Origin of the sequence: Fictibacillus fluitans, from assembly GCF_030418125.1 — a bacterium.
Lineage (GTDB): Bacteria > Bacillota > Bacilli > Bacillales > Fictibacillaceae > Fictibacillus_C > Fictibacillus_C fluitans.
Genome location: NZ_JAUHTR010000001.1, coordinates 325929 through 346796 on the forward strand (window position 1 = coordinate 325929; position 20868 = coordinate 346796).

General features: G+C 43.9%; 17 protein-coding genes. 4 read left to right on the top strand and 13 right to left on the bottom strand.

Going from position 1 to position 20868, the window contains the following annotated elements; translation table 11 throughout:
* Positions 1-192 precede the first annotated feature (192 nt).
* Positions 193-849 carry a cyclic di-AMP binding protein CbpA gene (gene cbpA / locus QYB97_RS01505; protein WP_301164191.1) on the top strand — a complete coding sequence of 219 codons (657 nt, stop codon included), beginning with the start codon at positions 193-195 and terminating at the stop codon, positions 847-849.
* A gap of 42 nt (positions 850-891) precedes the next feature.
* Here the strand turns inward: cbpA and ggt are convergent, their stop codons facing one another.
* Positions 892-2658, bottom strand: a complete 1767-nt coding sequence (ggt, locus tag QYB97_RS01510; RefSeq protein ID WP_301164192.1) for a gamma-glutamyltransferase — start codon at positions 2656-2658, stop codon at positions 892-894.
* 132 nt (positions 2659-2790) lie between these two features.
* On the opposite strand from ggt, the gene QYB97_RS01515 reads away from it, so the two are divergent.
* Positions 2791-3528 carry a gamma-glutamyl-gamma-aminobutyrate hydrolase family protein gene (locus QYB97_RS01515; RefSeq protein WP_301164193.1) on the top strand — a complete coding sequence of 246 codons (738 nt, stop codon included), beginning with the start codon at positions 2791-2793 and terminating at the stop codon, positions 3526-3528.
* 24 nt (positions 3529-3552) lie between these two features.
* Here the strand turns inward: QYB97_RS01515 and QYB97_RS01520 are convergent, their stop codons facing one another.
* Positions 3553-5079, bottom strand: a complete 1527-nt coding sequence (locus QYB97_RS01520) for an FAD-dependent oxidoreductase (RefSeq protein ID WP_301164194.1) — start codon at positions 5077-5079, stop codon at positions 3553-3555.
* A gap of 142 nt (positions 5080-5221) precedes the next feature.
* Positions 5222-5875, bottom strand: coding sequence for a C40 family peptidase (locus QYB97_RS01525; RefSeq protein ID WP_301164195.1), 654 nt, complete (start codon positions 5873-5875; stop codon positions 5222-5224).
* Positions 5876-6143: 268 nt separating this feature from the next.
* Here QYB97_RS01525 and recQ point away from each other — a divergent pair, with 268 nt between their 5' ends.
* Positions 6144-8246: a DNA helicase RecQ gene (gene recQ / locus QYB97_RS01530; protein WP_301164196.1), complete on the top strand. Its 2103-nt coding sequence runs from the start codon at positions 6144-6146 to the stop codon at positions 8244-8246.
* A 28-nt stretch (positions 8247-8274) separates the two neighbouring features.
* Here the strand turns inward: recQ and QYB97_RS01535 are convergent, their stop codons facing one another.
* From QYB97_RS01535 to QYB97_RS01560, 6 genes are all read right to left on the bottom strand, one after another.
* A complete protein-coding gene (locus tag QYB97_RS01535; RefSeq protein WP_301164197.1) occupies positions 8275-8943 on the bottom strand; it encodes a hypothetical protein in 669 nt (222 codons plus the stop codon).
* A gap of 58 nt (positions 8944-9001) precedes the next feature.
* Positions 9002-9208, bottom strand: a complete 207-nt coding sequence (locus QYB97_RS01540; protein WP_301164198.1) for a DUF6501 family protein — start codon at positions 9206-9208, stop codon at positions 9002-9004.
* A 101-nt stretch (positions 9209-9309) separates the two neighbouring features.
* Complete coding sequence (locus tag QYB97_RS01545; RefSeq protein WP_301164199.1) at positions 9310-9453, bottom strand: 3-methyladenine DNA glycosylase; 144 nt, start codon at positions 9451-9453, stop codon at positions 9310-9312.
* 179 nt (positions 9454-9632) lie between these two features.
* The gene (dctP, locus tag QYB97_RS01550; protein ID WP_301164200.1) at positions 9633-10904 is read right to left on the bottom strand and encodes a C4-dicarboxylate transporter DctP; all 1272 of its coding nucleotides are present in this window, start codon (positions 10902-10904) and stop codon (positions 9633-9635) included.
* A gap of 120 nt (positions 10905-11024) precedes the next feature.
* Entirely contained in the window at positions 11025-11723 is a 699-nt protein-coding gene (locus QYB97_RS01555; RefSeq protein WP_301164201.1) for a response regulator, read from the bottom strand.
* Positions 11724-11735: 12 nt separating this feature from the next.
* Positions 11736-13319: an ATP-binding protein gene (locus QYB97_RS01560; protein WP_301164202.1), complete on the bottom strand. Its 1584-nt coding sequence runs from the start codon at positions 13317-13319 to the stop codon at positions 11736-11738.
* A 119-nt stretch (positions 13320-13438) separates the two neighbouring features.
* Here QYB97_RS01560 and QYB97_RS01565 point away from each other — a divergent pair, with 119 nt between their 5' ends.
* Positions 13439-14494 (top strand): TRAP transporter substrate-binding protein, encoded by a 1056-nt coding sequence (locus QYB97_RS01565; protein ID WP_301164203.1) that lies wholly within the window; start codon positions 13439-13441, stop codon positions 14492-14494.
* 57 nt (positions 14495-14551) lie between these two features.
* Here the strand turns inward: QYB97_RS01565 and QYB97_RS01570 are convergent, their stop codons facing one another.
* The 4 genes from QYB97_RS01570 to QYB97_RS01585 all read right to left on the bottom strand — a co-directional run bounded on the left by QYB97_RS01570 (position 14552) and on the right by QYB97_RS01585 (position 20648).
* Positions 14552-16018 carry a UDP-N-acetylmuramoyl-L-alanyl-D-glutamate--2,6-diaminopimelate ligase gene (locus QYB97_RS01570; protein WP_301164204.1) on the bottom strand — a complete coding sequence of 489 codons (1467 nt, stop codon included), beginning with the start codon at positions 16016-16018 and terminating at the stop codon, positions 14552-14554.
* A 107-nt stretch (positions 16019-16125) separates the two neighbouring features.
* On the bottom strand, positions 16126-16371 hold the full coding sequence (locus QYB97_RS01575) for a DUF2584 domain-containing protein (protein ID WP_283895119.1): 246 nt from the start codon (positions 16369-16371) through the stop codon (positions 16126-16128).
* A 118-nt stretch (positions 16372-16489) separates the two neighbouring features.
* The gene (odhB, locus tag QYB97_RS01580; protein WP_301164205.1) at positions 16490-17779 is read right to left on the bottom strand and encodes a 2-oxoglutarate dehydrogenase complex dihydrolipoyllysine-residue succinyltransferase; all 1290 of its coding nucleotides are present in this window, start codon (positions 17777-17779) and stop codon (positions 16490-16492) included.
* Positions 17772-20648 carry a 2-oxoglutarate dehydrogenase E1 component gene (locus tag QYB97_RS01585; RefSeq protein ID WP_301164206.1) on the bottom strand — a complete coding sequence of 959 codons (2877 nt, stop codon included), beginning with the start codon at positions 20646-20648 and terminating at the stop codon, positions 17772-17774. Before QYB97_RS01585 ends, odhB begins: the two co-directional genes overlap by 8 nt.
* Positions 20649-20868 lie beyond the last annotated feature (220 nt).

A 20868-nucleotide genomic window follows, 5' to 3' on the forward strand; every position in this document is an offset into this window, starting at 1 on the left:
TTGACTCCTTGCGCCAAAAGAAGGAAATATTCGACAATTCAGGATAAAAAAGAGGAATATTCACACAGGACTTTGGACTAAAAGAGATGAATCATGTCTAAAATTGCACTTTTCCTGTGTTGAAAAAGGGGATCGGGCGGCACATGACGAAAGTAGTAAAAGCAGTGATGCCAAAATGAATTCGAGGGGGAGATGAAAATAAAAATCAAGTCCAATTATGTGCCAAAAGCCAAAGTAACTTATGTCACCGCAGATACCTCTATTGCTGACAGCCGAAAACAGCTGATTGAATCGGGATACAGGTGCATCCCGGTTCTTGATGAAACTCACCAGACATTCAGGGGCTTGATCTACAAAGAAGCCACGTCCGATTATATAATTGAAGGTAACGGACCGCTCTCTGATCCTGTGAGTATGCTGCTGAAAGATGAAAGTGCCTTTGTCTATGAAAATACTCCCTTCTTTAAAGTTCTTTTTACCATCAGACGCCTTCCTTTTCTTGCCGTCCTTAACCAAAACGGAGAGTTTCAGGGAATTGTCACCCACTCAAAAGTGATGGATATTCTTGAAGACTCGTATGGCATAAAAAAAGGCGGATATTCGCTGACTGTTTCCACAACCGAAGGAAAGGGCTCCCTTAAAAAGTTGTTTTCCTCCATCGGGGAAGAATACAATATTGAAGGAGTGTTTACCCAGGATGCGGGAAAACAGTTTGTGCGAAGAATTATCATCACCCTTAACCGTTCCGTTACGGAAGACCAAATAAAACAGCTCGTCCACAAACTGGAACATAGCGGTTTTAAAGTAGCGGAAGTGGAAGATTTGCGAGAATATGAATCGGCATTATAAATATATAAAGAAGACGCATGGGCTTTCCATGCGTCTTCTTTATTATTTTCGGTTATTCAACGTAACACCAATAGCCGCCCCATTCCGGCTGGAATCGGCCACTCCTTTAAAATATCCCTCTTTGCTGTCGATAAAGATACTTTGAACATTTCCTATTTCATCACCGGGCTGTCCGAAAGCATGCCCTTTATTTTTCAATGCGGAAATGATGTCGGCTGGAATTCCTTTTTCGTATTGATAGTTGTTTACATTATTCGTATAGATCCTCGGTTCTTCCACAGCAGCTTTCAATTCCATATCATACTCAAGAGAGTGGAGAATGGTTTGTAATACTGAAGTGATAATGGTTGGCCCGCCCGGTGAGCCAACTGTCAGATAAGGCTTATCATTTTTGAAGATGATGGTTGGCGTCATGCTGCTGAGCGGCCGCTTATCGGGTTGGACCTCATTGGCTCCCCCAGGAACCGCATCAAAGTCAGTCAGCTCATTATTAAGCATAAATCCATAGCCCGGAACCATGATCCCTGTTCCGAATACCTGCTCGATGGTCGTTGTATACGATACAACATTTCCCCACCGGTCAGCTACTGTAAAATGAGTGGTCTGTCCTGTTTTTTTGTTGTCGTTTTGGTTAACAACCTTATAATTTGGTGTGTCATTTTCATATTTCCACGGGTTTCCGGCTTTAACTGTTTTATTCATGTGATCCAGTCCCATGAGAGCCTGGCGCTCTTTAATATATTCCGGATGCAGCAGCCCTTTAACTGGCACCTTTACAAATTCCGGGTCTCCTGCATATGCCGCACGGTCCGCATATGAAAGGTGCATTGCTTCCGCAAGAAGGTGATACTTTTGCCACGACTTGACGTCATACTGTGATAAATGGTAGCTGTCGAGCACCTTCAGCATCTGCAAGAGGAAAACCCCGCCTGAACTCGGCGGCGGCATGCTGGCTACCCGGTATCCTTTATAATCTCCCCATACCGGCTGATCGACGGTCACGTGATAGTTTTTAAGATCTGCCTGCTTGATAGTTCCTCCTCTTTCCTGCACGGCACGCGCAAGCGCACGTCCGGCTTCGCCGCTGTAAAGCACATCAGGGCCGTCCTTGCGGATCAGGCGGAAGGTTCTGGCCAAATCCTTTTGAACGAGCTTATCTCCTTCTTTCAATGCCTTTCCATGGGGAAGGAACACCTTTTTGGCATCCGACATTGATAGCTTATCTTTGCTTTCCTCAATTGATCTTGCAAGAACTGAATCAACCGGAAAACCATGCTGTGCCAGGCCAATTGCGGGGTTGATAAGCAGGCTCATCGGCTTTGTGCCCCATTTATCCAGTGCTTTTTGCAGTCCGGCCAACGTTCCCGGAACACCAACCGCGGTCCCCTGAGTGACTCTTTTTTCAAAAGGAATTGGTTTTTCATCCGCACCAAGAAACATATCAGGTTTAGCGCCTGCAGGAGCACGTTCCCGGCTGTCAATGATTGATGTTTTTTTGGTCCGGGCATCATAGACCATCATGAAGCCACCTCCACCAATCCCCGACATCATCGGCTCTGTGACGTTAAGGGCAAACTGGACAGCAACGGCTGCGTCAACCGCATTGCCGCCACTTCTCAGCACGTCCGCGCCAATTTTTGAAGCGAGCGGGGTAGCGCTGGCTACCATGCCGTCCTGTCCATAGGCAACTTGTGAATAATTGTCGTTTTTACCTTGGGTCTGTGAAGCCTTCGCTAATCCTGCACCGGGTTGAAATGCAACAAAAAAACTGAGCATCATGATTAAAAAAATTGCAAATTTCCGTTTCATGTGTAACCTCCCTGATTTTTGAATTTTTAGATAATTTACCGATATATGTATACCCTTTGAGTTTGTTTGCAAACGTTCCCTTGCAATTGGGCATACTGGTAGACACCGGCAATCAGGAAGGGAAGATAAATTATGAACGGAAATCTCCCGGTGATCGGGATTACAGTTTCTTCGACCATGCATCAGGACAACCTGAGTTCAATATTAAATACGGCCTACAGCAAAGCCATGATTCAAGCAGGAGGCTTGCCTTTACTAATACCGACCGTAGACGTTGAAGCAGCCCGGAGAACCCTGGATCTTTGTGACGGTCTCCTGCTTCCTGGAGGTGATGACATCGATCCATCCTTTTTTGGTGAAGATCCAATACCTCTCCTTGGAAAAGTAAATCCACTGCAGGACGAATGTGAAATCGGTGTGCTGAAAGCAGCATTAGATAAGAACAAGCCCATTTTAGGCATCTGCCGGGGAATGGGCATTATCAACATCGCACTTGGCGGCACGATGATACAGCATGTGGACATCGAGATCACAAATCCGATCAAACACCATCAAGAGGCGGCCCGAAGTATGCCCACTCATTCGATTACTGTTGAGGAAAATTCCCTGCTGTATGATCTTACAGAGAGAAAGACCGAGTTAAAGGTTAACAGTTTTCACCATCAGGCGGTTAAAAAGGCTCCCTCCAGACTCCGCCCTGTGGCTTATGCCTCCGATGGTGTGATTGAAGCCATCGAATCAATGGAGAAAGGTCAATTTATCCTCGGTGTCCAATGGCATCCAGAAGAACTGAATAGTTTCCTGCCACATACAGCATTGCTGGATAAGTTCATTAATGCCTGCAGGTCCAACAAAAAAAGGCTTCAGTAAGCAAATACTGAAAGCCTTTTTGCATTATTCGTCATTCAATTTTGTCAGCGGATCAACAGCCGGCCCTTCCACAACTTCTCCTTCATAGGAAAACCTTGAACCATGACAAGGACAATCCCACGTCCGTTCGGCGTTGTTCCAGGCCACTTCACAGCCCAAATGAGTGCAGGTGGTATCCACCACATAAAGCTGGCCGCGCTCATCCTTATAGGCACCCGCTCTTTTTCCATTATAGGTAACTGGAGCACCTTCATCCGGTCCAAGCTCTGCCGGCGTACGGTCAGGCATCTCCAATTTTCCTTCTACCAAATGTTTGGCAACGTCAGCATTTTCAACAACAAGCGTTTTCAAGCCTGGATCCGCTTTAAATCTCTGGGGAGTAAAGACTTCCCGGTACGGATTTTCCCGGTCCAAAATTAAATCTCTCACCAGCATTCCTGCGAAAATTCCGTTGGTCATCCCCCATTTTCTGTAGCCTGTGGCAACCAGTATATTGCTATGGACAGAGGTAATGGGCCCGATGTAAGGGATTTTATCCAGCGTTACCAAATCCTGAGCAGACCAGCGGTACGGTATATCAGTGGCTGCCAGCACGTCTTCGCTGAATTTGCGAAGCGCCTCATAGTGTTTTTCAGTATTATCATCCTGTCCGGTCTTATGGCTTTCACCGCCGACAATAAGTAACTTTTCACCGTTACTTTCAGTGTATCTGATTGACCGGGTCGGACTGTCTGCGCTTAAGTACATTCCTCCCGGATACTCCATTGCGGTTTTCACACCAATGGAGTAGGAGCGTTCGGGATGCATTCTCGCAAAGTAAAATCCTGCTCCGTCATAAAATGGGAAGTGGGAAGCAACAACTGCATGGTGGCAACGAACCTTATGCCCTTCTCTTGTAACGACAACCGGCTGTGGTCCGGTTTCGATGTCAGATGCAGTGGTTCCTTCAAATATTCTACCCCCGCTTTTTACAAATTCATCGGCCAGTGCTGCCAAATATTTTACCGGATGAAACTGGCCCTGCTTTTTCATGGAAACGGCGCCAAGAACCGGAATATTCAATGGAATGGAATCCAGATATTCACAATCGATCCCAAGTCTTTGATAAGCATCATATTCTTTTTTCACCTGTTCCAGGTACTGCTCGGATTCTGCATAAATAATGGCATCCTGTTCGGAAAAGTCACAGTCAATTCCATGTTCCTGAATGGTTGATTTAACAAAATTCAGTGCTTCATTATTGGCTTCATAATATTGCCTTGTCACTTCCTCACCAAAGTGCTGAATCAATTCATTATAAATGACACCATGCTGGCTCGTGACTTTTGCTGTTGTATGGCCTGTCGTCCCATTTAACAGCTTTCCTCCTTCAAGCAGGATAACATTTTGTCCCTCTTTGCTTAATAGATAAGCGGTGGTAATTCCGCTAATTCCGCCTCCAATAACAACGACATCCGCTTCGTCGTCAGCTCTCAATTGTTCATATTCCTTCACTGTAAAGGAATCTCTCCAATAGGATTCGGAAAAATGCGGCAGTTTACTGTTTGTCATATTGTTCATTCCCTCCTGTCTTACCTATTTTTCCCTGTTTTTCTTTTTTCATGTCATCATTGCCTTACTTTTACTCATATACCCAATTATCGGGAAAATAAAAAAACCGTGGAACTCATAATGAGTTCCACGGTTTTCCTGATTAGATTCGCTTTGCTCCCAAATAGCGTGCCTTCCAATAACTGTTGTCCATGGAAACAATCGCAACACCATTGGAGGAAGTTGCAGAAATAAACTGATTGCTTCCAACATAAATGCCGACATGTGAAGCACCTGTGGTATAGGTTGTAAAGAAAACAAGATCTCCTGCCTGCAGGGTCGTAACTTTTGTGCCCTGCTTGTACATGTCTGCGGTTGTTCTTGGAAGTGTAATTCCTGCTGATTTGTTAAACACATAATCAACATAGCCACTGCAGTCAAAACCGGATGGTGATGTACCGCCCCATACGTAAGGTACACCTATGTATTGTTTTGCTGTTGAAACAATATGTGAGGCATTGTATGAATTCGTTACGCCCAATGCCTTGAATGTTGCAGGTCCGGCAATTCCATCAGCCGAAAGACCCTTTGCTTTTTGAAAACTCATGACAGCGCTTTGCGTGTAGGTTCCAAAATAGGTAGTCGGTGTTCCGCTGTAGGAAAAATAGCCTTTTGTTTTTAAAGTTTGCTGTAAATCTCTTACTTCAGAATGTGTCATACCGTATTTCAACGTGTGATCTCCGAGTGCAGCTTCTCCAACAATTGGATTTGCAGCTAATATGCCTGCAATTCCTAACCCCATAAGTAATTTTTTCAACTCGTGCTTTCCCCCTAAAATTTTCTTGCAATACCAATAAATCTATCTTATAAAAATTTCTTAACAAAACTATTTTAGTAAGGTTACAGTTATGTTACAAATTTCTACATGTTTCCCCCGTTCCCACCATTTTACTTCATTTCACGTCGAAAAATGCATGAAACTTCTTTGTGAATTTCTGCAGGTTTTAGCCGATTGTAGTATAATTAATCATTGTCTGCTTTCAAAGGCAGCCGTTTTACTCTCTCTTTTTTGGAAAGGAGATTTTATGCTTAATCTTGCACAGCAAATATTAGAACGTCATTTCGGCTATCCTTCCTTTCGTCCTGGACAGGAAGCGGTAATTAAAAGCATTTTTAAAGGAAAGAACACGCTTGGCATCATGCCGACAGGAGGCGGAAAATCACTCTGCTACCAAGTGCCGGCCATGCTGCTCGAAGGCGTTACGCTCGTTATTTCACCTCTGATTTCCCTTATGAAGGACCAGGTGGATTCCCTGGAAAACGCAGGAATACCCTCTACATATATTAATAGTTCATTATCGGATATGGAAATTCAGGAGCGTTTGCAGAATGCTCAAAAAGGCGCATATCAGCTGATTTATGTTGCCCCTGAGCGGCTTGAAGCCCACAGTTTCAGAAGATTAATCGGCCAGATCCGTGTTTCGATGATTGCCATTGATGAAGCCCACTGTATCTCACAATGGGGACATGACTTTCGTCCAAGCTATCTTCGAATTAAAGATATGCTCGGAAGTCTGTATCCCCGCCCTGTCATCGTTGCCCTGACAGCTACGGCAACTAAGGAAGTGACAGAAGATATCTGCTCACAGCTGAATATTGAAGAAACAGTAGTGACCGGCTTTGGAAGGGAAAACCTTACCTTTTCTATTATCAAGGATGAAGTGAAACGCGACTTTCTATTAAAATACATTGAAAAAAATCAATCCAGCCCGGGTATCATTTACGCCGCTACACGAAATGAGGTGGATCAGCTTCACGGACTGCTGATTAAACAAGGGTATCGAACGTCAAAATATCATGCAGGACTGTCTGAAGAGGAACGTGCTGAATCCCAAAACCAGTTTATCTACGATGATACTTCAATCATGGTGGCAACCAATGCATTCGGAATGGGAATTAACAAAACCAATGTCCGGTTTGTCATTCATTACAACCTGCCACGCAATCTCGAAGCCTATTATCAGGAAGCCGGACGTGCGGGAAGGGATGGCGAACCAAGCGAATGTCTGCTGTTCTTCTCACCCCGGGATGTACAGCTCCAAAAGTTTCTGATTGAACAAAGCACACAGGATGAAACGAGAAAAGGCAGCGAATACAAAAAGCTTCAGTTGATGACAGACTATTGCCATACCGAACAATGCCTCCAGCGGTTTATCGTGGAATATTTCGGGGATGAACCCGCCGCGAATTGCGGCAAATGCGGCAACTGTACAGACGAGCGTGATCAAAAGGAGATCACTACGCAGGCGCAGATGGTTTTTTCCTGCGTCAAGCGGATGAATGAACGGTTTGGGAAAACCGCTGTTGCCCAGGTACTCAACGGTTCCCGGACTAAACGGCTGCAGGAGCTTGGACTCACCTCCCTGTCCACCTATGGACTGATGAAGGATGTTTCCCAAAAAGAAATCATGCAGCTGATTGACTATCTAACCGCTGAAGGATTGCTTCAATTATCCGACAGTCAGTATCCAGTGTTAATGCTTACCCAGCAGGCCATACATGTTCTCAAGGGAGAAGAAAAGGTGTACCGGAAGGAAAAGCGGAAGATGGTTGTCAGGGTTGCACAAAACAATGAACTGTTTGAACACCTCAGAGCTTTGCGAAAGGAACTGGCAGATCAGGAAAACGTCCCTCCATATGTTGTATTTGCTGACAGTGCATTGAAAGAAATGAGTGAAAAAATTCCTCAGACGGAAGAGGAAATGCTGACGATCAAAGGGGTCGGCCAGGTCAAATTTGAACGCTATGGTGCCCTCTTTCTTGAAGCGTTAAAAGGACAGGCAGCAGAGAAAGCAGTTACCGAGAAAAGGGCTGAAACAAATCAAAAAAACAGTCATCTCGAATCCTATGCCCTTTTCAATGAAAATCACACCATTGACCGCATTGCGCAAATCAGAAACCTTTCTGAACAGACGGTAGAAAACCATCTGCTGCGATGTGCGGAAGAAGATATGTCCTTCGACTGGAGCCGGATTATCCCCGATGGACAGGAAGAAAAAATACTGAATGCGATTGAAAAGCTGGGGTCTGAAAAATTAAAGCCATTAAAAGATGAACTTGGTGAGGAAACATCCTATTTTGCCATCAAAGCAGTAATGGCAAAACATCGCACACAGCCAATCCATTAAAAAAGGAAGCCATGAAGGCTTCCTTTTGTTATACTTCAACACCTCTTTGTCTCTGGTCCAGATAAAATTTGGTCGCCCAAAGACTAATGAGCAGAATAAGCTCAAAGGCATTGGTTACAGCTGTGCTGTTCAAATTAAGTGGTATGGCGCTGCCTGCCGTCATAATCACCGCTCCGGCGAGCATCCAGATCCAATGCTGCCGTTTTAAAATATAAAAACCGGCTGCCAGCAATGGAATTATGGTAATCAGCACCATAAGCGGCGGACCGCCCGATTCGGCATTCACGTACCGAAGTGCGCCAAATTTTTCTTCCACTTTCAATTTAACATCCTTGGTTTCCGTCACAAATTCCAGTACGATCAGCACGAAGGTGAATACAAGAAAGGAACGCTTGGCATTTTTGGTTTTCGCCCACCTTACCCCGGATTCCCTTATGACATAGTAAGAAAACATAACAAGCATTGGTGTGAAAAGTGCATGGAAAATAAAGCGGTAATAACTTAATTTTTCAAGAAAAGAGCCGCTCCCTATCCATTTTCCAATGGCAATCACTCCATTGTCATACACAAGTCCCAACGTTACAAAAACGAGCAGATTGCCAAGCGTAAATAATCCGGTTTGGTTGGCCCGGTAAAACCCGATCAAAAGCAAAGCCACGTATCCTATTGTAAAAAAAGCATAAATCAAAGAATCCATCCTTTTCTCCCTTCAATGAAAATTTTACTGGCAATGAAAAAAGCAATGAGCACTCCGCTCATTGCACCTCTTGAAAGTAATCTTTATAAAACCCGCCAATCTTGCCTGAATTGTCCAATACAAAATAGAATTCCTCGGTTTCATTTTTCACTTCATAGGTTTTGCCTTCTGTAAGCACACGATTTACCATATACTTTGCAGCGTTCGTATGTACACATTTTACCTTTTTAACGGTTTCCTTGTTATTCCAAGTTTGATGAATCATTTTTCTGCCTCCTTATCTGCTTGCTTATTATTTTAAAGGAATATGTTCTTTTTTTAAAGGGATGCAAACAAAAAGAAAAGCCCGAGGTAAATCAGGCCTTTCTATTCGAAATCATCAGGATTTTTATCTTCTTTTCTTTTTTCAGATTTATCAGGGTCACGTTGAGGATCAATATCCTGATGTCTCGTTTCTTTTTCTTTTTGTTCGACAGACTCATTGTTTGTTTCGTTATTGTTTTCTGGCATGTCCATCCCTCCCTGTCAATAAAATTACTGTACCCTTTTTAACATGATTTAAACGGTTTTAATCTCAGGGAAAACAAACTTATTCAGCAAATAAAAATCGTCTGGCAGACGAACAAAACCGCTTAAAAGATGAGGAAAATCAACGGAGATAGAAAAAAGCGCCTGAGGGCGCTTTTTTATTATGCAGTTTTACTTGCCATTTCGAGATCAAGTACCGCTTGTTCGCTCTGTTTCTCATCGAATTCATTCTCGCTTTTGGAAACCACGATTGTAGCAATCCCATTACCGATCAAGTTTACAATCGCACGGGCTTCACTCATAAAGCGGTCAACTCCAAGAAGCAATGCCAGCCCTTCAACAGGAATGACCTGCATGGCGGAAAGGGTTGACGCCAGGACTATAAATCCTCCTCCTGTTACAGCAGCAGCTCCTTTGGATGTAAGCATAAGCACGGCAATGATGGTTAATTGCTGTGTCAGACTTAAATCTACATTGAAAACTTGAGCCAGAAAAACAACAGCCATGGAAAGGTAGATGGAGGTTCCATCCAGGTTAAACGAATAACCCGTTGGAATGACAAGTCCTACTACTGATTTAGAGCAGCCGAACTTTTCCATTTTGTTCATCATGCGCGGAAGTACAGATTCCGATGAACTTGTTCCAAGAACAATCAGAATTTCATCTTTAATGTATCTCAGGTATTTCCATAAACTAAAGCCATACATCTTACAAATGATATTCAATACAACTACTACGAATAAGAACATGGTGGTATATACTGAAATCATCAATTTTCCTAGCGGCAAAAGAGAAGCAAGTCCGAAGTTGCCGATTGTAAATGCCATCGCGCCAAATGCGCCAATAGGTGCCGCTTTCATAATGTAGCCTACTACATTAAAGAAAACCGTAAGCAGCTTATCAAAGAAATCAATAACAGGTTTTCCTTTGTCTCTCAAGGCTGTCAGCCCCACCCCAAACAGAATGGAAAAGAACAGAACCTGCAGGATATCACCTTTCGCAAACGCATCAACCATATTGCTCGGAACGATATGGGTGAAGAAGTCGAGCCAGTTGATGCCGCCTTCTCCCCCTTCGGATGTGAACTGCGAAACATCCCCTTTTTGCAGCTTATCAAAGTCCAGTCCAGCTCCAGGCTTAATAAGGTTAACAACAATGAGGCCGATCACCAGGGCAAAGGTTGTTACTACTTCAAAATAGATAAAAGCTTTTCCTCCGACTTTCCCTACCTTCTTCATGTCTCCCATTTTTGCAATCCCTAAAACAATGGTAAGAAAAATAATCGGGGCAATGACCATTTTAACGGCATTGATAAATGTATCACCGAGCGGTTTCATTTGCTTGCCCGCATCCGGCCAGATCAGCCCTACTGTAATACCAAGAATAATCGCAATTACGACTTGAAAGGTCAGGTTTTTAAACAATGGTTTCATGGTTTTCCTCCTTATGAAAAACTGAAAGCGTTATCACCGATAAAACGATGATAACGCTTTCTGAAAATTTAGTGAATATTTAGGTGATATTGTCCTTTTTGGTCTTTTTGGTCTTCCTCGCTAATTCTCCCGGTTTTTCATCAAGTAACGGTTAATCGGCCTGCCCACTCCTCCATATTGTACATCGAGCTTAATTTCACCGGTCTTCTCCAGATACTCAAGATACCTTCTGGCGGTTACCCTGGCAATACCGACTCCTTCAGCTACTTCTTCGGATGATCTCCCTCCCGATTGGTCTTTTAAAAATCCGATGATCTGCATGAGTGTGTTTTGGCTCAGCCCTTTTGGTATGTCCTCTTGTTTGCGGTCCGGCACCGCTCCCACTGACAGAAGTGCATCCACCTCTTTTTGGGACATATCCCCCTGCATATAAAGCTGCAGCCGGTATTGCTTGTACCGTTCCAGTGCCTGCTGGATTCTCTCGAATTTGAACGGCTTGATAATATAATCTACCGCGCCCTGCTGCAGCATCGTTTGTATAGTCTGCCTGTCATTTGCAGCGGAAATCACGATGACATCTACTCTAGACTGCTGTTTTCGAATCTCATGGATGGTATGTATTCCGTCGTGCTTAGGCATATAAATATCAAGGACGACAAGATCGGGCTGCAATTTATTGATCTGTTTTATTCCCTCCGCTCCATTTGCGGCCATTCCAGCCACTTTAAAGCCGGGAACCTTTTCAATAAATGCCCGGTTGATTTCCAAAACCATAGGATCATCTTCTATTAACAGTACGTTTATATTATTGTTTCTCATTGCATTTCTCCTTTATTTCATAGGAAATGTGATATAAAAGCTGGTTCCGCCGCCCGGGAAGGATGATAGCGAGATTTCTCCTTTCCCCTTGCTCACGATATCTTTTATGAGATAAAGCCCGAGCCCGAGTCCCTTGTCTCCCTTGGTGGTGATTCCTTTTTCAAAGATAGAAGGAAGAAGATCTTCAGAAATTCCAGGTCCGTTATCTTCAACAAGCAGCGCACATATTTCATGATCCTGTTCGATACTGACGTCGATTCTTTTAGAAAAAGAGTCGGTTTCATTCAGGGCATAAAATGAGTTTTCAATTAAATTTCCCAGAATAATAACGAAATCATGCTCATTCAGATGGGAAGGAAGATACTCCAGATGGCTTTGACTGTCAATATTAACCTCTATTTGCAGTTCTTTTCCTCTGCTGACTTTGCTTAACAGCAAACCGGCAATGCTGTCGTTCCGAATGTTCTTTGTAACCAGCCGGGTTAAGTTTTCCTGCTGTTTCGTAATATCAAAGACATATTGCAGGGCTTGATTTTTTTTGTTCAGCTGAATAAGTCCGGCTATCGTATGCAGTTTATTCAAATGTTCATGATTTTGAATGCGCAGAGCTTCCACAAACGCCTTTACCCCCGTCAGCTCTTCCGCCATTTTCGCCACTTCTGTCCGGTCCTGGAAAATGGCAACCGCTCCAATTACGGATTTTTCCACTTTAATGGGGATCCTGTTACTCATAATAATGTTACCGCTCACATTAATTTCCTGATTAAACACGGCTTTTCCGTATTCAATAATCTCGGGCAAACGGGTATCCGGAATAACGCTCCGTATCGGCCTTCCAAGAAGATGGCCCCTCACATTGAAAATCTCTTTTGCCCTTTCATTAAAAATAGTAATCGTTTCATTCATATCTATGGCAATTACACCCTCATGCATGGCATGAAATGCAGCAGTGCTTTCTTCATACATGCGCACAATCTGATGGGGTTCAAGTTCGAACATCTGCTGTTTAATGTGCCGTGCAAGCATCCATGAACCTAAAAGGCCAAAAAGAAGCGTCAGAAACATAATGAGTGCAATCTGTGTTTTCAATCCCTGGAGTATTTCCAGATAACCTGGCAGAATGCTCCCGACAATGACCACACCAACCTGTTCAAGCTTTTCATTCTTTATCGGCATAAAAGCCCGGACCGCGATTCCAAGGTCTCCTTTCGCTTTTGAAAGATAGGTGTGATCCGCAAAAGCAGGACCTTCGTCCGCACCTGAAGACTCCGTGCCAATTAATCGTTGAACCGGATGTGAGTAGCGGATGCCATCCATGTTTAAAACAACAATATAATCGGTGTTATTGATCACGCGGATGTTTTCGACTATAGGATTGATCACTGCCGCGCCATTCTTTCTTTGAATTTGTTTTTGTACATCCGGCAACTGTGCCACCGTTCTGGCGGTGATCATTCCCCTCTTTCCCAGCTCATCTTCTCTCATATCAACAATTTTTCCGGTAATAATAATCCCGCCAATCAAAAGGGAGAAGAGAACGATTCCAAAAGAGAGAAAAATAATCTTCCACCGGATGGGCAATTTCAGAACATTCATGACCGTCTTCCTTCCGTAAATTCTACAGAACATTGTATCATGGTTTTTAAGATATGCTAGACTGTAAAGAGGAAATAAAAGCCTTATGGAAAACTAAAGGACGCGGAGAATAGAAAAGCATGAAAACGTTTATAGGAATTGCCTTATTTCTTGTCACAGGACTTTTGCTTTCATTTTATATTGGTTTTCACTTTGATTTTTCTGAGCGAAAGCTGGTTTCCGATGATGACCAGGAAGGCATTAAAGAACAGATCGTTATTAAATTCAGTCATGTGGTTGCAGAAAATACGCCGAAAGGGCTGGCTGCCCGAAAATTTGCCGAGCTGGTGGACCAAAAATCGAACCATAAAGTCAAGGTGGAGGTATTTCCAAACGGCAGCCTTTACTCGGACAAAGAAGAACTCCAGGCCCTGCAGGACGGGGACGTCCAAATGATTGCTCCCGCGACATCAAAGCTCGGGAGCATCTCTCCCAAATGGCAGGCCCTTGATCTTCCGTTTGCATTCCCTACCGAAGATGCCATTAATGAAGGGCTGGACGGAACCATTGGAAAAACACTGCTGTCCTCACTCAGCAGCCATAACATTAAAGGGCTGGGATTCTGGGTGAACGGGTTAAAGCAGATTACCAACAAAAACCACGCCATCATCTCTACTGATGATTTTAAAGGACGTAAATTCAGAATTATGTCGAGCTCAGTTCTGGAAAAACAATTCGATCTTCTTGGCAGCCAAAGCGTACCAATGGATTTTAATGAAACGTACAAAGGCTTGGAATCCGGGGAAGTGGATGGAGAGGAAAATACAATTTCCAATATCTATTCCAAAAAATATTACAGGGTGCAAAATCACATGACAATCAGCAACCATGGATTCCTTGGATATGCCATACTGATCAACCACAAGTACTGGAACTCCCTGCCTAGAGATGTGCAAACAATCATCCAGGACGCCATCAAAGAAACGGTAGTGTGGAATCAAAAGCATTATATCTCCATGAATAAAAAACAGCTGAACTCGATCAAAAAGGAATCCGATATTCAGATTCATACGCTGAGTGCGGGAGAGAAACAGAAGTGGACAGAAAAACTCCAGCCTCTTTATCAACAGTATGAACCTGCTGCCGGAAAATCGCTGATCCGAAAAATTGAGCAACTACAGCGCAAATACCAGTAAAAAAACGCCTCTCAAAAGAGGCGTTTTTACTTTTAGAGAACGCCCCTTAAAGGCGTTCTAATTTGGAAGCACCAGTTGTTCCTGCTGCAGAAATTGGATGGTTTCTTTGTCGTTGGAGGTTGGAAGCTGGAATCTTTGCTTGTAGGTTTCCTGCCCCTTCCCTGTAACAAAAACCCAATCGCCGTCCTTCGCTTCTTTCCAGGCGTGTTCTATTGCTTTTGTACGATCAGTAATAATGATCACATTATCCTTCGCATTATCTTCTTTCAACCGTTCCAGTTCACCAATCATTTCTTCCGCCGGGACTTCATTCAAATCATCAAAGGTAAGGATCAGGTGATCGCATTCAGAGGAGCAAAGATCAACAATTTCACGTCGTTTTGTTACATCCCTGTTGCCTCTAAATCCTAAAATATGAATGATCCGCTCTGCGTTCTCCCGTTTGGCGGTCTGATAGCAATACTCAATCGCATCTTTCGTGTGTGCATAATCCACGATAAATGTAGCTCCAAAAGAATGGCTGTATGTTTCAAACCGGCCGGGTACACCAGGGAACTTATCCAATGAAGCAATCACTGTCTCAAGCGGAAGCTTCATTTTCGAAATGGTCAGCAGTGCACCGATTGTATTCCATACATTATGAAGTCCGGGCAGCGGCAATTGAAAGATGTATTCATTCAACTCATGCTTCATTTTAATCACGGGAAAGTATTCAGTACAAACATTGACCAGTTTTAGGTCATCATGATTATTGGTTCCAAACGACGAAACATCATGACCGGATGCTTCAACCTGTTGTATGAGCTTTCTTCCCCATTCGTTATGTGAAGCAATGACAGCTGCTCCATTGTTCTTCATTTGTTTGAAAAGCTTGGATTTCACATTGAAATATTCTTCAAGACTTTCATGATAGTCCAGATGGTCATGGCCGAGGTTGGTAAACAGCGCATAATCGAACAATATTCCTTCCACTCGCTGCTGCTCAATGCCATGTGAAGATACTTCCATAATCACAACTTCATCCCGGCTTTCGGCAAGGAGGGCCTGCAATTCAAGAGGATCAGGTGTTGTATTTTTTGATACAATCTTTTCGTTGTTCACAATGTTATGAACGGTCCCAATCAAAGAGCATGTTTTTCCTGCTTTTTCGATCATGTGCTTTAACAAATAAGCAGTAGTGGTTTTACCGTTTGTTCCTGTAATTCCGATCATTACATGATTTTGATAAGGGTGGCCAAAATACTGGCTTGCGAGATGAGCCAGTGCTTTTCTTGAATCCGGCGTCTGATAGTAAGGAATATCCAGGTCGGCTGGAGGCTGTTCACCGATAACAGCCACAGCACCTTTATCAATCGCCTGCTGGATATACCGGTGACCGTCCGCGGCAAACCCCTTGATTGCTACAAACAGGTCACCGGGACCGATTTTTTTTGAATTAAAATGGATGGCGTTGATCGAAATGGAAGGAAGATGATTTACACGGTCTGTGATGGTTATTTCTTTTAGCAGTTCGTCCAATATCATGCATGTGTGCTCCCCTTTTTTACTGTAGATTGAGCTCTATACATATCATTTCGCTAAAAGGGAGATTTTATCGTACTTCCATTCGACATCTTTCGATTTTGTTTGGATTAATTTACTGTATTCAAGTCGAGCAATTCGTAAGTTAGCTCGGTCTGGCCGTTCTTCCAGGTCATTTCATTTATTTTCGCAATCGCCACCGGCTTTGTTTCTTTTGTTTTACGGATTTCGAGCGGAATATCCAACGGGTACAGGCGGTACCCTTCTTTTGTCAGCGTGTAAAGATTTGAGGATTTCAACCGGATTTCTTTATTCTTTGTCACAATCATCGTATTCAATTCCATCGGCATACCCATTGAAACAGCCCCTTTGTTTTTTATTTTCTCCGTCTTTATTGTAATGCGGGAACAAACTTTTGCCTATATATTTGCAAACAAAAAAGCCGGGGAAATATTTTCCCCGGCCAAATTAAAATCAGCCTTGAAGCAATAGTGATTCAGGATCTTCCAGCATTTCTTTAACTTTTGCAAGGAAGCTTACTGCCTCACGTCCATCCACGATACGGTGATCATAAGAAAGGGCAATATACATCATCGGACGGTTCTCCATTCGCTCTGCATCAATAGCTACAGGGCGTAATTTAATGCCGTGCATTCCAAGAATACCAACTTGCGGGGCATTCAAAATCGGAGTGGACATTAAGGAACCAAAGATTCCGCCGTTTGTAATTGTGAACGTTCCGCCTTGAAGTTCGGAAAGCGTCAATTTATTGTCTCTGGCTTTTTTACCAAGAGAGAGGATTTCTTTTTCGATACCTGCAAATGAAAGCTTGTCAGCATCACGTACTACAGGAACGACAAGACCTTCTTCAGCTCCAACTGCAATTCCGATGTCATAAAACTTTTTAAGAAGAACTTCATCTCCCTGAATTTCAGCGTTAAGAAGCGGGAACTGCTTCAATGCGCCGACAACGGCTTTAGTAAAGAATGACATGAAGCCAAGCTTTACGTCGTTTTGCTGAAGGAAAGCATCTTTTCTGCGTTTGCGGATGTCGTTGATCGCTGTCATGTCGACTTCGTTGAACGTGGTCAGCATTGCAGCCGTTTGCTGTACCTCAACAAGACGCTTGGCAATGGTTTGACGGCGGCGGGAAAGCTTTACCCGTTCTACCGGTTTTCCTGGAACATCCGCAGTTTTTGGAGCACTTGCCGGCTTTTTCTCAGGTGCCTTCGATGCTTTTTGTTCAGGCTGAGCCGCTTTTTCAGAAGCTGCTTTTACATCTTCAGGGCGTACACGTCCGAGCGGGTCACGGGCTTCAACCTTGGAAAGGTCAATGCCGAGCTCACGGGCAAGCTTGCGTGCTGCCGGAGATGCCAAAGGACGGTCTGTTTCTTTGCGCTCTTCAGTCTGCTGGACTTCCTGCGGCTGCTTTTCCTGTGCTGTTCCAATTGGTTCAACTGCAGGCTGTTTTTCTTCCGCTTTGCTTGCAGGTGCTTCTGCCGCTGGAGTTGCTTCTCCGCCGGCTTCGCCATTTTCTTTCAATACAGCAATAACGTCTCCCACTTCAACGGTATCGCCTTCTTCACGAAGAACTTCCTGGATAATACCATCATAGTCAGCGCTGATTTCAATATTAACTTTGTCGGTTTCAAGCTCGACGATATTATCGCCTTTCTTAACATTGTCACCAACATTTTTTAGCCATTGTGCGATTGTGCCTTCTGAGATGGATTCTGCTAATTCTGGTACTTTAATTTCAATCACGTTCATTGCCTCCCTCTTGAGTTACCGATTTTGCTTGCTCAGCTCGCAAAGCGACTGTTACAATACGTTCTTGTTCTTTTTTATGGATTTCAGGATCTCCGCCTGAAGGACTGGACCGGTCGGGACGTCCAATATACTTAACAGTGCCGCCAGCCGGTGTAAGGGCACGCAATTTGGATTCAATGTAGGCCCATGATCCCATGTTTTTCGGCTCTTCCTGTACCCATGCGACTTCCTCAAGATGAGGGTAGCGTTCAAAAATAGCTTTGATATCATTTTTCGGGAACGGATACAGCTGCTCAACTCGCAATACATGCAGGTGATCCAGTTCTTCGGTTTTACCATCTGCTTCTGCAGCAAGGTCAATAGCCACTTTACCCGTTGCCAGCACAATGCGTTTTACCTTATCCGCATTCTTTCCAAGTCCCTCTTGTTCAATAACAGGATTGAACTTGCCGTTGCCAAGAAGCTCTCCATTAGAAGAAGTTCTTGGGTTTCTGAGCAGGCTCTTCGGTGTCATAATGACAAGCGGACGAACCTCTTCTTTACCAAGAATGGCCGCTTGTCGGCGAAGGATGTGGAAATACTGTGCAGCACTTGAAAGGTTTGCTACTGTCCAGTTGTTTTCTGCAGCCAATTGAAGGAAACGTTCAATACGGCCGCTGGAGTGTTCTGGTCCTTGTCCTTCATAACCATGAGGCAGAAGAAGTACAAGTCCTGACTTTTGACCCCATTTAGCTCTTCCTGCAGATACAAACTGGTCGAATAAAACTTGCGCCGCGTTGGCAAAATCGCCATACTGTGCTTCCCAAAGTACAAGCGTTTCCGGAGCAAACACGTTGTATCCGTACTCAAAACCAACAACGGATGCTTCTGAAAGCGGACTGTTATGAATGCCGAAAGATGCTTTTACCTGCGGGATATGGTGAAGCGGTGAAAACAGCTTTCCGTCTTTGCTGTCATGCAATACAAGATGACGCTGTGCAAATGTTCCGCGCTCTGAATCCTGTCCGGTAATCCGGATTGGTGTACCGTCGCTCAGAATGGAAGCAAACGCAAGGGTTTCAGCCAAAGCCCAATCGACCTTGTTGCCTTCATCCAGTGCATTTACCCTTCTTGCCAGAATTCTTTCGAGTTTCGGATAAACAGTAAATCCTTCCGGCCGCTCAAGAAGCGCCTTATTGATCTCTTTCAGCTGATCCAAAGGAACGGCGGTATCAACAGCAGGAATCCCTTTAACGATGGACTCAGGAACCTCTATGTCTTTTACTTCTCCGTCTTTTGACACGCCTTTAACCTTTTCATATTCTGCCTGAAGCTGCTGCTGGACTTCATTATCCATCTCGTCGCCTTTGCCTTCAGGAATAACGCCTTCTGCTTCTAATTGCTTGGCGAACAGGGCACGGACGGTTGGATGGCTGTTTACTTTGGCATATTTCCCAGGCTGGGTAACAGCTGGATCATCCATTTCGTTGTGGCCAAAACGTCTGTAACCAATTAAGTCAATCAGGAAGTCTTTTTGGAACTTCATACGATATTGATAAGCGAGTGCCACAGCTGCCATACAAGCAATTGGATCGTCAGCGTTCACGTGAACAATCGGGATTTCATATCCTTTTGCAAGGTCACTCGAATATTTCGTAGAACGTGAGTCAGCACTCTCTGTTGTAAATCCAATCATATTGTTGGCGATGATATGAACCGAACCGCCTGTTTGGTACCCTCTCAGCCTGCTGAGGTTAAGGGTTTCAGCAACGATTCCCTCACCAGGAAAAGCTGCATCTCCATGAATGGAAATAGCAAATGATTTATTGACATCCTGTTTTGGATAGCCCGGCTCTGTACGGACTTCCTGAGCTGCTCTTGTGTAACCGCAAACAACCGGATTAACAAATTCAAGATGGGATGGGTTATTTGCCAGTGTTAGCGTGGCTGCTGCGCTGGATTCCTCGATGGAACGGTCAGCACCCAGGTGATATTTCACATCTCCGGTCCAGCCAAAGTTAATGCCTCTGGAACCTTCAGAAGGGATAAGCTCTTTATTCGGCGAATGATGAAATTCTGCAAAGATCTTCTCGTACGGCTTCCCTAATGTATGGGCAAGCACATTCAGGCGTCCGCGGTGAGCCATGCCGATCATGACATTGCTGGTGCCGCCCTTCACGCTTTGATGAATCATTTCATCAAGCATAGGTACAAGAATGTCCAGTCCCTCAATGGAGAAACGTTTTTGTCCTACAAATGTTTTGTGCAAAAACTTCTCAAAGCCTTCCACTTCAGTCAGGCGCTGCAATAATTCAATCTTTTCTTCGTTAGTCATTTCAGGATAAATGTATCCTGATTCCACCATATTATTTAACCAGGTTTGTTCTTCCTCTACATGTACATGGCTGAATTCGTATGCCATGGACTTAGTATAGATTTCCTTCAAACGCAGGATGGCTTCAAGGCCATTTTGAACATCTCTTGGTGCTTCCGCCCAGATTAAAGAGGCTGGAATCGTTTTCAAGTCCGCCTCACTCAGTCCATAATTGGATGGATTAAGTAGTTTAATGTCTTTAGACACTTCTTCAAGGGGATGAATTTCAGCTGCCAAATGTCCGTAAATACGGATATTTTCAGCGAGTTTTGAAGCTGCCACGATTTTGCTGATGGAAGTTCCGCTTGGAGCCTGTTGAATGTCGGCAGTTTCTTGATTTGCTTCATCAGAAGATGGTGGCGGACCCCACTCTTCAAACTGTTTTCTTAGTTCCTCGTCAACTGAACCGGGATCAGCAGAATACTGCTCAAACAGCTCAATGACATAACCAAGGTTCGGTCCGTAGAATCCCTGCCAAGGAGAATCCTGGCTTGGACGGTTTGTACTCATCGGTTGATACCCCCTGCTGCATTTTAATTGCAAATTTTAACATCTTAAATAGGAGAACGACAAGAAGTTCTCAAAATGCCTGTTTTTAAACGCAAAAGCAAACCTAATTCATTGAATTACATCCCCTGAATGATCAACAACAAAACGATTTTTTACAAATCTCGGTAAATTTCTCTCTTTTGCATTAAAGCGAAGGTATATGTTGAACTTCTGTATTAAA